The organism is Winkia sp. C0117E2, assembly GCF_056590455.1.
In genome coordinates this window covers 37,196-50,078 of sequence record NZ_JBWPWD010000002.1, presented here as the reverse complement: position 1 = coordinate 50,078, position 12,883 = coordinate 37,196, and the positions used below count along the sequence as shown (strand labels likewise).

Sequence of the window (12,883 nt, the reverse complement as noted above, 5' to 3'; positions counted from 1 at the left end):
AATAACTGCTAGCGTGATCCCGCCCTCTACAGGGTTTCCACCTGGGCTTTTAGTCCACAGAAACCGAATAAACTTCGCTGGTTGTACCGGCTAACTTCGCGCAGGTTTGCGCCAAATAGTCCGGCAACACCTCGGCGGACTTCTCCATCGCCTTCCCCAGAGCATCGTCATCATCCGTCGGCGCCACCCCGTCTGCAATTGCCCATAGCGCTGCAATTCGCCGCACGGTGAAGGGCATCAGATAAGACGCGTTGGGCTGGCCGCGGTGGGCCTGGGCAGTGAGGTAGGGCGCGTCCGTCTCGACCAGGACCAGCTCACGCGGCAATGCCAGCAAGGATTCGCGCAGATGCTTATTTGCCGGATAGGTGAGGGTGCCGCTAAAAGAGGCATACCAACCGTTGTCTGCAAGCACTTTCGCCATCTCGGCATCGCCGCTGTAGCAGTGGAATACGGTTTTTTCGGGAGCTCCTTGCGAGAGCAGCGTCGCAATAGTGTCCTCGTGGGCCTCGCGGTCGTGAATCTGCAGCGGCAGGTTCAGTTCCTTGGCGAGGGCGATGTGCTCCCTAAAGGAACGAAGTTGGTATTCCTTACCCGCCTGCGAGGTACGGAAGTAGTCGAGTCCCGTCTCGCCAATCGCCACCACTTTCGGATCCCTAGCCAGGTCGGCCACCTTTGCAATGGCATCTTCTAGGGGCACCTTGTGACGCTCCTCCGTCTCATGGGTAAGCCCATCGGGAGACTTCTCTACAAAGCCGGCATGTAGCGGTGCTTCATTGGGGTGAATCGCAAGGGCAGCCCACTGCCCGTCCTCGAGCAACGCCACGGTTGGTTCCAACTCGGGCAGCTCACATCCGGAGGTAATCATCCCGGCAACCCCAACCTGGTGAGCAAGGCGCACCTGCTCCTCGCGCAGGATGCGCTTCTGCTCTACGCAAGGAATCTCGCCCTCGTGCAGCGGAAGGTGCGTGTGATTGTCAATGACCTTGCCCGGCAGCGGCAGTGGAGCGGCCGCCCAGCCTCGCTTACGCCTAGATTTACCCATGGGCCTATCCTAACCAACGCTTCTTCAAATCTTTGGCGAGGGCGATAAACTCGGCTGCCGCCGGCGAGAGGCCCTCGTCGGCATACGCCACCCCAAATTCGAGCGAGTAGGGCGGGTCTACCGGCACCACTGCCACATTGCCCGTCCACGACCGGGTCATCGGCTCCACATTTAACGAGGCGCCCAGACCGGCCTCGACCATGGCATAGGTAGTAAAAGAATCGGCCGAAGTCAGCTTCACATCAGGAGTCACCTTGTGGGCGTGCAGGTAGCGGTCCGAATCCATCATCGTCTCTAGGTGCGTGCGCACGAACGGAGCCCCGGCAAAGGCCTGCACGGGCACCTTCGCCGCATCCGCATAGGGGTGCTGCGGCGGCAGCCAGGCCACCAGCGCCACTTTTTGCAGCGGCAACCAGTTATAACCGGGGGCCTTGGAAGTAAGGAGGGCACAATCTACTCGCCCCTCTTCCAACAGATTCAGTATCTGCGAGGTGCCGCCCTCTTCAACGCGCATGTCCACATTCGGATGCTTCTTGCGGAACGCCACAGCGATGTGCGGCAGCCAGATCGCGGCCATCGAATGCTTCGTTCCCACTGTGAGCTTGCCCTCGTCAACGCCTTTTAATCGCCCAGCAAGCTGTGCCGCCCGGGCGTGCGCGCTTACAATTTGGCGTGCCAATGGAAGCAGCCGCTGCCCCTCGCTGGTGGGGCGCACTCCCCTGGCAGAACGCTTGAGCAAGGTTAGCCCCAGCTCGCTCTCTAGGGAGTTGACCAGGCGAATCACTCCCGAAGGAGTGTAGCCAAGTTCCTGTCCCGCCGCAGACAGCGAGCCGCCCTCGGCTGCAGCAAGAAACGCTAGATACTTCGTAGAATCCGCTACCACCACGTCTCCAAACCACTTGTTGTGACATTTTGTTATAACCGCTTAGCCAGATTAGCTCTTCCATTATAACTGCCGCGTAAGGCACGATTAGACCGCAAATATCAAGATGGGACCCCAGTGACTGACGCAAAAATATTTAGCAAACATTTTCTAGCTGGCACCTTCGCCAACTTCTTCGTCTACATCCAGTACTACGTACTAATCGTTACAATTACTACCTTCGCCAAAGACTCCTACGGCGCCTCCATCTCGAGCGCAGGCTTCGCAGCCTCCGTATTCATTCTTGGCGCCCTGGTAGCCCGCTTCCTCAGCCCAATAGTTATGAAAGCGCTGGGACGCAGACGCACAATGCTTTCCGGCCTCGCCCTGATCGTGGCACTGTGCCTGGCCTACCTAGTATCCAATTCCTTACCAACTCTGCTGGTCCTGCGCGCCCTGCATGGCTTTGCCTACGGGATCTCGCAGACAGCTATCACCTCGCTAGTTACCTCTAGGATTCCCATTGCCCACCACGGCGAAGGTATCGGCTACTTCATGCTGTCGATCACCGTCGGTTCGGCAATCGGCCCCTTCATCGGCACCGCTTCGATGAACCTCCTCAGCTTCCAGACACTGTTTTTGATTTGCGCCGGCATCTCTGCCGCAGCGCTCCTGTTCGCCTTTGCCATGGGGGCCGAACCGAAGCTGGCAGAACACATAGAAGAACCGAAGAAGAAAATTTCGCTATCCACCTTCATTGAACCGGGCGCACTACCCATCTCGCTGGTCACGGCCCTGATCTACTTCGGCTACGGCACAGTTCTGACTTATCTGAATTCCTACGCCACCGAGCTGGACCTAGTGAAGGCCGCCGGCGCCTTCTTCATCGTTTACGCAGTGGTCATGTTTATCATCAGGCCTTTTACTGGCAGGCTCTTCGACGAACGCGGAGACACGGTAGTCATGGTCCCCGGCTACGCCGCCGTAGCGGTCGCACTGGCAGTACTCGCCTTTGCTTCCAACTCCTTCACCCTGCTCCTTTCTGCTGCCCTACTAGGTGCCGGCATCGGCGCTACCCAGCCAGCCGGGTTGGCATTAGCAATCAAGAACTCGCCCAAGGGACACCTAGACGTAGCAAACTCGACCTACTTCGTGTTCATGGATGCCGCGATCGGCGTGTGCCCCCTAGTACTGGGCTGGATGGTGCCCGCCTTTGGATACCGCGGCCTGTACTGGGCAGTGACCGCCATTGCCGCGTTGGCCCTGCTCGCCTACCTACTGTGCAAGAGGACGAAGAAAATCTAGTTGCATAAAGCGGATACAAAAATGCCCTGCCAGCCGGCAGGGCATTTTGTTTACTCCCACTCGATGGTTCCCGGTGGCTTGGAAGTGCAATCCAAGACCACGCGGTTAACCTCGGGAACAGTATTAGTGATGCGCGTGCTGATGCGTGCCAGCACGTCGTATGGCAACCGAGTCCAATCAGCAGTCATCGCATCCTCGGAAGAGACCGGGCGGAGCACGATCGGATGCCCGTAAGTACGGCCATCACCCTGCACGCCCACCGAATGCACGTCTGCCAACAGCACCACCGGGCACTGCCAAATCTCGCGGTCTAGCCCTGCCTTGGTCAGTTCCTCGCGGGCGATCAGGTCAGCGGCCCGCAGAATTTCCAGACGATCGCGGGTGACCTCGCCAATGATGCGGATACCTAGGCCGGGCCCAGGGAAGGGCTGACGCCACACAATGTTCTCGGGTACCCCAAGGGCCAACCCGATCTGCCGCACCTCGTCTTTGAACAGGGTACGCAGCGGCTCAATCAGTTCGAAGTCCAGGTCCTCGGGTAGCCCCCCGACGTTGTGGTGGGACTTGATATTGGCCGCACCTTCGCCTCCGCCAGATTCAACCACGTCCGGGTACAGGGTGCCCTGTACCAAGAACTTGATCTGGGTGCCCTCGGCACCTGCCTGCCGCACCAGGTCTAGCTGGGCAGCTTCGAAGGAACGAATGAATTCGCGGCCGATGATCTTGCGCTTCGTTTCCGGATCCGACACCCCTTCCAGGGCCGTTAGGAACCGTTCCGACTCGTCAACGGTAACGATCTTGATGCCGGTAGAAGCGGCGTAGTCAGTTTCGACCTGTTCCCGCTCGCCTGCACGCAGCAGCCCGTGGTCAACAAAGATACAGGTCAACTGGTCGCCAATCGCCTTATGGACGAGAGCGGCGGCCACCGAGGAGTCCACCCCACCAGACAGGCCACAAATAACCTGGGCATCGCCCACCTGTTCGCGGATCTTCTGCACCTGGGTATCGATGATGGAATCAGACGTCCAATCCCCCTTCAGGCCAGCACCCTCGTAGAGGAAGTGTTCCAGCGCCTTCTGCCCGAATTCGCTGTGGTGCACTTCGGGGTGCCACTGCACGCCGTACAAGCCGCGTTCCTTGTCCTCAAAAGCGGCTACCGGCGTCTCGGCAGTGGACGCGGTGACGATAAATCCTTCGGGAGCCTGCTGGACCGCATCGCCATGGCTCATCCACACCGCCTGCTTTTCCGGGGTATCTGAAAGTAGCAGACCACCACCGGCCTGCAGGTTTACCTCGGTGTGACCGTATTCGCGGGTGCCGGTCTTGCCAACCTTGCCGCCAAGTTTCGCGGCCATTGTCTGGAAGCCATAGCAAATTCCCAAGACGGGAACTCCGGCGCTGAAAATTTCAGGATCAATACTGGGCGCGCCCTCGGCATAAACCGAGGAGGGGCCACCAGAAAGAATGATCGCTGCAGGATTCTTATCCAGCATCTGCTGGGCAGCCATCGTGTGTGGCACGATTTCGGAATAGACGCGAGCCTCGCGCACGCGCCGAGCGATCAGCTGGGCGTACTGCGCACCAAAATCAACCACCAGGACGGGGCGTTCGGTAATACTTGAAGTCACAGGTACATCGTAGCTTGGCAGGCCCCCAAGTGCACCATTGCTATATCGTTACTTTTTCCATACCCGCCGCCGAGTGGAGCGGCGAGTGACCAGCGTAGGGTCAATCATCTGGGTCCTCCCGGCCTCGTGGTGCCCGTGCTGGCGCGATTCGATCATTGCAACCGCACCGCGCGCCATCCGCGCCAAGCCCTGATCAATAGAGGTCAGCTCCAGAGAATAAAACGAAGCCAACGCCGTGTTGTCGTAGCCCGTGACCCCCACGTCTACCCCCAGGGACATGCCGCGAGACATGATCTCGACAGCCGCCTCGAACGCAATCTGGTCGTTGTGACAGATAAACGCCACATCGGTGGAATTGAAAATGTCGAAGGCCTGCAAGACCGCTTCCGAGACCCGGCCCGTCACGGTGATTGTGACAGCTTCGTCGGCCCGCCCCATGGCCTCCATTGCCGCCAAGAACCCAGTCTGCCTGCGGTGGGCGGAAGTCTGCGGAATGTCGGCATCCTCGTCCTCAAGGAACACAATGTGCTTGTAGCCCGCCTCGACCGCGTGTTCGGTAGCCAGCTGCTGCCCGCGCGCGTCGTCGCACAAGACCGCATCCACTACTCCTTTAGCAGGGGGCCGATTGAGCATGCAGACAGGCACCTGCTCGCCGATCTTGGCGATCGTCTCCGGGGAAAGCAAAGAGCCAGTTAGGATCAGCCCATCTACTCCCATCTCTATAAAACGATCAATTACCGACCGTTCTACTTCAAGTACCGAGGCCGAAGAACCGATCAGGGGCGTCAAGTTCCGTTCAGAGGCTGCCACCCTGATCGCATCGGCAAGATCGCCAAAGAAGGGGTTTGAAAATCCAGGGGTTACTAGCCCAATAGTGCGGGTGCGGCGCTCCACCAATGCCCTTGCCGCCGCATTAGGACGGTATCCCAAGCTAGCCATAGCCTCTTGTACCGCCCGGCGTTTTGTCGGCGAGACATGCTTATCCCCGCGCACTACTAGGGACACTAACTGTCTAGAAACACCTGCCAGGTCGGCAACATCTTGTTGGGTGGGCTGCATAGGTCCAGTCTACCTTTACTAATGTGCCGTCTTAGAAGGAAGCCACGGAGGTAGGGGCACAACCCGCGCCACGAGCAAAGTCGCCCCGCAGTCGACCAAGGCCATAGCCAAGAACGCGCCCGCAGCCCCCAAGCGGTCTGCAACCAGCAAGAACAACGCCATGGACACGCCCGCCACCACCAGCGAAGCGGCGTTAGCGCGAGTGCGCACCGGCCCGGGCGTATGCGCCCTCGTCAACGAATTGGCGGCTGGGAACATAACCATGATCACGGTTAGGGCATGGATCAAGAAGATGGCTGCGACCAGCGTCCACGCTCCGGCCGCGTGCGGCACCACAAGGAAAAAAGTAGCTGCCAGTCCAGCTAGACAAAGCGCCGAGGTGCCACCCCCCACCAGCAGTGAAGACCGGCGGGAGGTCATGAACGAAAATGCCGGGGGCAAGAAACCGTAAACCCTGGCGATCAACCCGAACAGGGCGCAGGCTACCGCCGCCATTCCCACAATGACTGACACGGTCATGGATGCGCCCGTCCAAGAGCAAATCACAATTCCAAAGAGGAAGATGATGCTCACCCCGGTCGAATGTAGCCCGATCGCGGCGGCGATTGCCGACCTCGTCATGATCTTTTGCCTAGGAGAGGAATACTGCGCCTTGCGCCGCCCAATCGTGTCGTCGGTGACGGAAGCCAAGATCTGCATGCGGCCATATTCGCGCGCGATCCTAGCTGCCTGCCCGGTGCGGATACGAACGAGGGCGACCATCGCTTCTTCCTCGCGTCCCTGCCGAAGCAGCAGCACAGGAGATTCGGGGCTTCGCCAGGTCAGCCAGGCAGCCGCGAGCGCGGGAATAGTAGGAAGGAGGAATAGGAGGGCAGGGCCCGACAGATAGCTGGGAAGTGAGATCGTTTCGAGTTCGTACAGCCAAGCCCAGGTTGCAGTTAGTGAGAGTCCTAGCAGGATCCCGGACATAAGTGCCAGGTCTCCTATTACATAGAACCGACCGCGCAACCGGGAAGGCATGAGTTGACGTATATATTTGCCGCCGGAGCTGACAGCGACCCCGCAAGACATTCCCCCTACCACCGCGGCTGCCCCCAGCAGAGGGAAGGCGGAGGTAAAGGCGGCCGCCACTAGTGCCCCGGCTGCGAAAGCCATCGCGACAGTAGTAAGGAGCCGCGAAGATTTACTCATTTCGTCTAGATGCTGGGCAAGGAAGAGTCCGGGGGCGGCCGCTAGAAAGGCAACCGCTACCAAGGCTGCTCGCTCAAATACTGATATACCCGCTATTTTCATGTGTTCCAGTAACGGCAAAGAGGCGCCAAGGGTCGCAATAATCCATCCCACAGTAAGCATGACCAGCACAAACTGTGCCACTACCTTGGGTCTGCCCAGCTTTGGGACGGACTCTTTAAGGTCCTGTATGTGGTGTACCAAACTAACTTTGTCGGGCACTGCCGCTCCTAAAACACTTTGTCAATACAATTAGATTACCTAATCAATCCGCAAAAGCCACATATTTTAAGCAAACATTAGGAAAAATAAGTGACCAAAGGCGCGTCACATATTTTTCCCGGCTCCTATGCAAACAGTTACAGTTACCTTGGAAGCTAATCTCTACGAGGAGAAGTTCATGACTCGGATCCACGTGCTACCAGTTGACACGTCTTACTCCGTCAGCCCCATCGCTGACAAGATCGCTCAGAAACTACAGTCCACCCCCGCCCGCCCCTACGCCGAGGGCGAGTGGTACACGCAGGCAACCGCGCTGCGCGCAAAGGCCACCCCTGCACTGCAGGATGCCCTGGTTGTCGACGGCTCTGTTGCCGCGCCGGTCGCAGGCCTTTCCCTTCTTGGCGTCCAGGCAGGAGTAGCTGCTGACGATTCAGCAACCGTTCTGCTGGTAGTGAACGAGGCCGCTAACGCCGACCAGGCCATCGCAGCCGCCACCAAGGTTGTCGAGGACGCACACGCCGCTGTGTCCGCCGTCCTCGTCATTGGCGGAGAGGCCTCCGTAGAGGGCGTAAAGGTCTTCACCTCCGCTGACGAGCAGATCAGCGACGAGTTGGCAGAAGAACTGGCCGGCCTCACCAAGGCCTCCGGTTCCGGCGTTGTCACCCCCGGTGCTTTCAAAGCCGGGTTCATCAAGCAGGCCAAGAGCGAACTGCGCACCATCGTTCTGCCCGAGCCTGACGACCTGCGAGTGCTGCAGGCCGCCGCTAACGTCCTCGAAATGGGCACCGCTAACCTAGTGCTGCTCGGCGAAGAGGCCGAAATCAAGGCTGCCGCAGAAAAGGAAGGCCTGGACATCTCGGCCGCCCAGATCGTTTCCCCCAAGGACCCGGAGCGCATTGACCGCTACGCCCAGATCCTGTACGAAGCCCGCAAGCACAAGGGCGTCGACCTAGAGAAGGCTAAGTCCATGCTGGCCGACGTTTCCTACTTCGGCACCCTAATGATCGCTGCTGGCGAGGCCGACGGCATGGTTTCCGGCGCCGTCCACACCACTGCCGAGACCATCCGTCCCGCACTGCAGATCATCAAGACCAAGCCCGGCACTTCTACCGTGTCCGGGTCTTTCTTCGTCCTGCTCGAAGATCGCGTCCAGCTGTACGCCGACTGCGCAGTGACCATCGATCCGACCTCGGATCAGCTGGTCGACATTGCTGCCGCCTCTGCTGACACTGCCAAGAGCTTCGGCATGGACCCGAAGGTCGCCCTCATCTCCTACTCCACCGGCGATTCGGGCAAGGGCCCGACCGTCGACAAGGTCAAGGAAGCAATGGCAAAGATCAAGGAAACCCACCCCGAACTAGTAGTGGACGGCCCGCTCCAGTTCGACGCGGCCTTTGATCCCACCGTCGCTGCCAAGAAGCGTCCCGGCTCCCCCGTTGCGGGCCAGGCCAACGTCTTCGTGTTCGTCAACCTCGACCAGGGTAACTGCACCTACAAGGCAGTTCAGCGCACCGCCGGCGCTACCGCTATTGGGCCGGTGCTGCAGGGCATGAAGAAGCCAGTCAACGACCTCTCGCGCGGGGCCACCGTTGACGACATTGTCAACACCATCGTCCTAACCGCCATTCAGGCGCAGGAAAAGTAAGCTAATTTCTAAAAAAGGAGAAGTGCTTAATGGCACGCACTGTTCTAGTAATTAACTCCGGTTCGTCCTCGATCAAATACCAGCTGCTAGATCCGGACACCGGCGAAGTACATGCCAAAGGCCTGTGCGAGCGAATTGGCGAAAAGGAAGGCCACATTGCCCACAAATACCAGGGCAAGACCACCGAGGTAAACGAGCCCATCGCCGACCACGGCGCCGGCCTTTCCGAAATTCTGCGTCTGTTTGACGAGGTTGGCCCCTCCATCGCCGAATCCAACGTGATCGGCGTCGGCCACCGCGTCGTGCAGGGCGGCAAGTACTTCGACGGCCCAGCTCTGATCACTGACGAAGTTCGCCAGAAGATCGAGGAGCTGTGCCCGCTCGCTCCGCTGCACAACCCGGCTCACCTATCCGGCATCGACGTAGCCAAGAAGCTGCTGCCGGACGTACCCCACGTAGCAGTTTTCGACACCGCGTTCTTCCAGACTCTTCCGGCCGAGGCTTCCACTTACGCCATCGACCAGGAAGTCGCCGAGAAGTACGAGGTACGTCGTTACGGTGCCCACGGCACCTCCCACCGCTTCGTCTCGGGCCGCGTCGCCGAGCTGCTTGACCGCTCCGATCTGAAGCAGATTGTCCTTCACCTGGGCAACGGCGCTTCGGCCTCGGCAGTTGTAAATGGTGAGGCCGTTGACACCTCTATGGGCCTCACTCCCCTAGAGGGCCTGGTAATGGGCACCCGTACTGGCGACATCGACCCGGCGGTTGTCTTCCACCTGGCCCGTCAGGCCAACATGAGCATCGACGAGCTGGACACCCTGTTCAACAAGAAGTCCGGCCTGCTCGGCCTGTGCGGCGACAACGACATGCGCACCGTGCGCGATCTGGCTGACGAGGGCAACGAAAAGGCCCGCGCCGCCCTCGACGTGTACCTGCACCGCCTAGTGTCCTACGTCGGCCGTTACTACGCCGTCATGGGTGGCCTGGACGTTATTGCGTTCACCGCCGGTGTTGGCGAGAACGACGTGGATATTCGCCGGGAACTGTGCGAACGCCTGGCATTCATGGGCATCGAACTGGATGAAGAGGTCAACAAGATCCGCGGCGACGAACCGCGCACCATCTCGACCCCGAACTCCAAGATCACCGTCATGGTTGTTCCCACCAACGAGGAACTGTCCATTGCGCAGCAGGTAATGCAGATCGCCCAGAAGTAACCACTTCTAACAAGTCCGGCCTCCTCACTTCCGCATTGGAAGTAGGGAGGCCGGTTCTTTAGTTAATGCCGCTTAGGCCTTTTCCACAGTGCGTCCGAAGGCCTGTCGGAAGGACAATTTGCCGCCGGTGTTCATGACGCCGCGGCGGTATGCTCGGCCGCCTAGCCAGATGAGCAGAGGCAATGCCAGGAGGTTCAGGGCCACAGCCACTAGGATTTCCCAGGTGGGAGCCACTGACCAGGCAATTCGCACGGGCATTGCGTAGCAGCTTGCTCCCGGAATGAAGGAGAGCACGCGCACGATTGACGAGACGGGGTTTCTCATAGCTACGAACAGCGCAACGTAGAGGATCACCATCTGCAAGAACACCAGCGGCATGAGCGCAGTACCCATGTCTTCTGTGCGGGTGACCATTGCTCCCACGCCCGCGTACAGGAAGATGTAGGTGCAAAAGCCCAGTACCATCCACACCAGCACCCAGCCGGAAATACCAGCCGCGTCAACGTGCATGTCCAACGCCTGCACCAGGGCTCGCCCGCCAATGAAGGCGCCGAGGCCCATAATGGCCAGTTGCGCAAGCGCCATGATTGCCACTCCCAGCACCTTTCCAAGAAGGAGTCTGGTTGGGCTGACAGCACCGAGCAACACTTCAACAATTCGCGAAGACTTCTCTTCTACTACGCCGAGGGCGACTACTTGTCCCGCGGTCATGATGATCATGAACATGAGCAGTAGCGCCACTAGCGAGATGATGTAGTTGGCCATGTCATTGAGCTGGAAGTCGTCAGAGCCCTTATCCTTTTCGTCCTTTGGCGACACGTTCACGGCCTTGAACTTAACGTCATTTACCTGCTTGTTCAGTTCCTGAACATTGCCGCCAACATCTTGGATGTATTTCGTGAGGGCGGCCGAGGAGGCTATCTGCCTGACCGTGGTGGATAGAGACATCGGGGCGGGACCATCCGAAAGCAGCTGTGTTTCTTCGCCGGCCTTCACGATGGCGTAGTCGACGTCGCCCTTTTGCACCAACTTTTTGGCTTCCTCGTTGCTGGCTACCCGCTTGGTTACGGCATCGTCAGTCATCGCGCCAACGCCGGCTTCTTGCATCTGCTTGGATACGGCTTTCAGCGCGGTTCCCATCTGCTGGGTGTCCGCAGTAACCGCAATCGTGTCTGGCTCGCTCTCTGAGGAAAGGAGGTTGCCGGCAATAATTCCGCCCACGCCCAGCACTAGCGCCATGATGATGGTCGTTGCCAGTGTTGCCTTATTGAGGCCGCGCTGAATGATCTCGCGTTTGGCGATCTGCCATACCTGGTTCACTTGTCGGCCTCCTGGTTCTTAGAAACAGTGTCGCGGAAAATCTCGGCTAGCGGGGGCACCTCATCGGCGAAGCCGTACACGTCTCCGGCGGCGAGGGCGGCGCGCAACACCCGTTGCTTCTGCGCGGGATCGGTGAACTTGATTGTGCCGCCCCCATCCAGGTCGGTAATTTCCAGCCCGGCGCCGGCTTCCTTGGCTGCCGCCCAAGCCTCGGGGCTTGCCTGCACCTTGGTTGCCGGATCTGCGGTGGCTCGCAGCTCCGCTACGGTTCCCGTGGCCACTAACCTGCCTGAGGAGATGATGCCAATTCGGTCACAGACGCGTTCTACCAGGTCCAATTGGTGCGAGGAGAACAGTACAGGCACGCCACTGGCAGCGTATTCGCGCATCGCTTGGCTCATCGCGTCCACCGCAACGGGGTCTAGGCCCGAGAAAGGCTCGTCCAGGATCAGCGCTCGGGGGTTGAATAGCAGGGCGGAAGCAAGCTGCACCCGCTGCTGGTTACCCAACGAGAGTTTTTCGACCTCGTCGCCGCGACGGGAGCCAACTCCCAGCCTTTCCGTCCACTTCTGCTGTGCTGCGCGAGCGTCGGCGGAATTCATGCCGTGCAAGCGGGCTAGATATTCCAGCTGTGGGGCGACCTTCATCTTCGGGTACAGCCCTCGCTCCTCTGGCATGTAGCCTATCCGCGTTCGCGCCTTCTGAGTGAGCGGTTTCCCGCCTAGGCACACCTGCCCCTGGTCCGGGTCAATGATGCCCATGGCAATCCGCATCGTTGTCGTCTTACCTGCACCGTTCGCGCCGACGAAACCGAATAGTTCACCCTCAGCAACGGTGAAGCTAACGTTCTCTAGGGCTTTGATACGGCCGAAAGTTTTCGACAGATGGGAAAACTCCAGATCGTTCATTTCTTTCCTTAAATAATGATGAGGGAATGTTCGCTCCCGCCCTGCCCTTGCAGCGAGAACGGAAAGCTATAGCAGATAGCCGTCGAAGGACTTTACCACCTTGTCCCCCAGCTTCACTTCCGCTGCGACAGCCCCCATTTGGGCCGGCTCTATCGTGGCTGACAGAACTTGCCCGTCGAGCTTCGTTGTCAGTTGAAGTTCGCCGCTTCCCTCTTTGGTATCTTTTACTTCTTCGTCTACCAGTATGGTCCACGTTGGTTTGGATGACTTATTTTTTCCAATTACTTGCACCCAGTGTTTTCCTACCGCAAACCCATAATTATTGTTCTCAAAACTCATTTCTTTCCTTCTACGCAACTTGACCTAATTCACACATGTATGCGCTTTTATGTTTTCACGCATAAATTGGTCCAGCAACACTTCGCGCTGGCTAGCTGCGCAGAAG

At 58.8% G+C, this 12,883-nt stretch carries 11 protein-coding genes; 3 read left to right on the top strand and 8 right to left on the bottom strand.

Translation table 11 applies throughout. The annotated features are described in order from the left end of the window. Positions 1-49 precede the first annotated feature (49 nt). A complete protein-coding gene (locus AC1EKG_RS02615) occupies positions 50-1,042 on the bottom strand; it encodes a TatD family hydrolase (RefSeq protein ID WP_004805630.1) in 993 nt (330 codons plus the stop codon). Between the two features lie 4 nt (positions 1,043-1,046). Next, positions 1,047-1,928: a LysR family transcriptional regulator gene (locus AC1EKG_RS02610; protein ID WP_081499156.1), complete on the bottom strand. Its 882-nt coding sequence runs from the start codon at positions 1,926-1,928 to the stop codon at positions 1,047-1,049. A gap of 114 nt (positions 1,929-2,042) precedes the next feature. Here AC1EKG_RS02610 and AC1EKG_RS02605 point away from each other — a divergent pair, with 114 nt between their 5' ends. Beyond that, on the top strand, positions 2,043-3,209 hold the full coding sequence (locus tag AC1EKG_RS02605; RefSeq protein WP_004805626.1) for an MFS transporter: 1,167 nt from the start codon (positions 2,043-2,045) through the stop codon (positions 3,207-3,209). 50 nt (positions 3,210-3,259) lie between these two features. Here AC1EKG_RS02605 and guaA read toward each other — a convergent pair whose 3' ends face one another. The 3 genes from guaA to AC1EKG_RS02590 are packed head-to-tail and all read right to left on the bottom strand — an operon-like array spanning position 3,260 to position 7,270. Beyond that, entirely contained in the window at positions 3,260-4,837 is a 1,578-nt protein-coding gene (gene guaA / locus AC1EKG_RS02600) for a glutamine-hydrolyzing GMP synthase (protein ID WP_004805625.1), read from the bottom strand. A 48-nt stretch (positions 4,838-4,885) separates the two neighbouring features. Further along, on the bottom strand, positions 4,886-5,896 hold the full coding sequence (locus AC1EKG_RS02595; RefSeq protein ID WP_004805623.1) for a LacI family DNA-binding transcriptional regulator: 1,011 nt from the start codon (positions 5,894-5,896) through the stop codon (positions 4,886-4,888). 18 nt (positions 5,897-5,914) lie between these two features. Then, on the bottom strand, positions 5,915-7,270 hold the full coding sequence (locus AC1EKG_RS02590) for an MFS transporter (RefSeq protein WP_481067720.1): 1,356 nt from the start codon (positions 7,268-7,270) through the stop codon (positions 5,915-5,917). Between the two features lie 205 nt (positions 7,271-7,475). On the opposite strand from AC1EKG_RS02590, the gene pta reads away from it, so the two are divergent. Beyond that, positions 7,476-8,993 (top strand): phosphate acetyltransferase, encoded by a 1,518-nt coding sequence (pta, locus tag AC1EKG_RS02585; protein ID WP_051004218.1) that lies wholly within the window; start codon positions 7,476-7,478, stop codon positions 8,991-8,993. 29 nt (positions 8,994-9,022) lie between these two features. Then, positions 9,023-10,210 carry an acetate/propionate family kinase gene (locus AC1EKG_RS02580; RefSeq protein ID WP_004805618.1) on the top strand — a complete coding sequence of 396 codons (1,188 nt, stop codon included), beginning with the start codon at positions 9,023-9,025 and terminating at the stop codon, positions 10,208-10,210. A 72-nt stretch (positions 10,211-10,282) separates the two neighbouring features. Here the strand turns inward: AC1EKG_RS02580 and AC1EKG_RS02575 are convergent, their stop codons facing one another. From AC1EKG_RS02575 to AC1EKG_RS02565, 3 genes are all read right to left on the bottom strand, one after another. After that, on the bottom strand, positions 10,283-11,530 hold the full coding sequence (locus tag AC1EKG_RS02575) for an ABC transporter permease (protein ID WP_004805615.1): 1,248 nt from the start codon (positions 11,528-11,530) through the stop codon (positions 10,283-10,285). Further along, positions 11,527-12,438 carry an ABC transporter ATP-binding protein gene (locus AC1EKG_RS02570; protein WP_004805614.1) on the bottom strand — a complete coding sequence of 304 codons (912 nt, stop codon included), beginning with the start codon at positions 12,436-12,438 and terminating at the stop codon, positions 11,527-11,529. Before AC1EKG_RS02570 ends, AC1EKG_RS02575 begins: the two co-directional genes overlap by 4 nt. 66 nt (positions 12,439-12,504) lie before the next feature. After that, complete coding sequence (locus tag AC1EKG_RS02565; RefSeq protein ID WP_004805611.1) at positions 12,505-12,777, bottom strand: hypothetical protein; 273 nt, start codon at positions 12,775-12,777, stop codon at positions 12,505-12,507. Positions 12,778-12,883 lie beyond the last annotated feature (106 nt).

Coding starts and splice junctions, on each gene's coding strand:
- AC1EKG_RS02615 (WP_004805630.1), bottom strand. CDS start 1,042: ATGGGTAAATCTAGGCGTAAGCGAGGCTGGGCGGCCGCTCCACTGCCG.
- AC1EKG_RS02595 (WP_004805623.1), bottom strand. CDS start 5,896: ATGCAGCCCACCCAACAAGATGTTGCCGACCTGGCAGGTGTTTCTAGA.
- pta (WP_051004218.1), top strand. CDS start 7,476: ATGCAAACAGTTACAGTTACCTTGGAAGCTAATCTCTACGAGGAGAAG.
- AC1EKG_RS02580 (WP_004805618.1), top strand. CDS start 9,023: ATGGCACGCACTGTTCTAGTAATTAACTCCGGTTCGTCCTCGATCAAA.
- AC1EKG_RS02570 (WP_004805614.1), bottom strand. CDS start 12,438: ATGAACGATCTGGAGTTTTCCCATCTGTCGAAAACTTTCGGCCGTATC.
- AC1EKG_RS02565 (WP_004805611.1), bottom strand. CDS start 12,777: ATGAGTTTTGAGAACAATAATTATGGGTTTGCGGTAGGAAAACACTGG.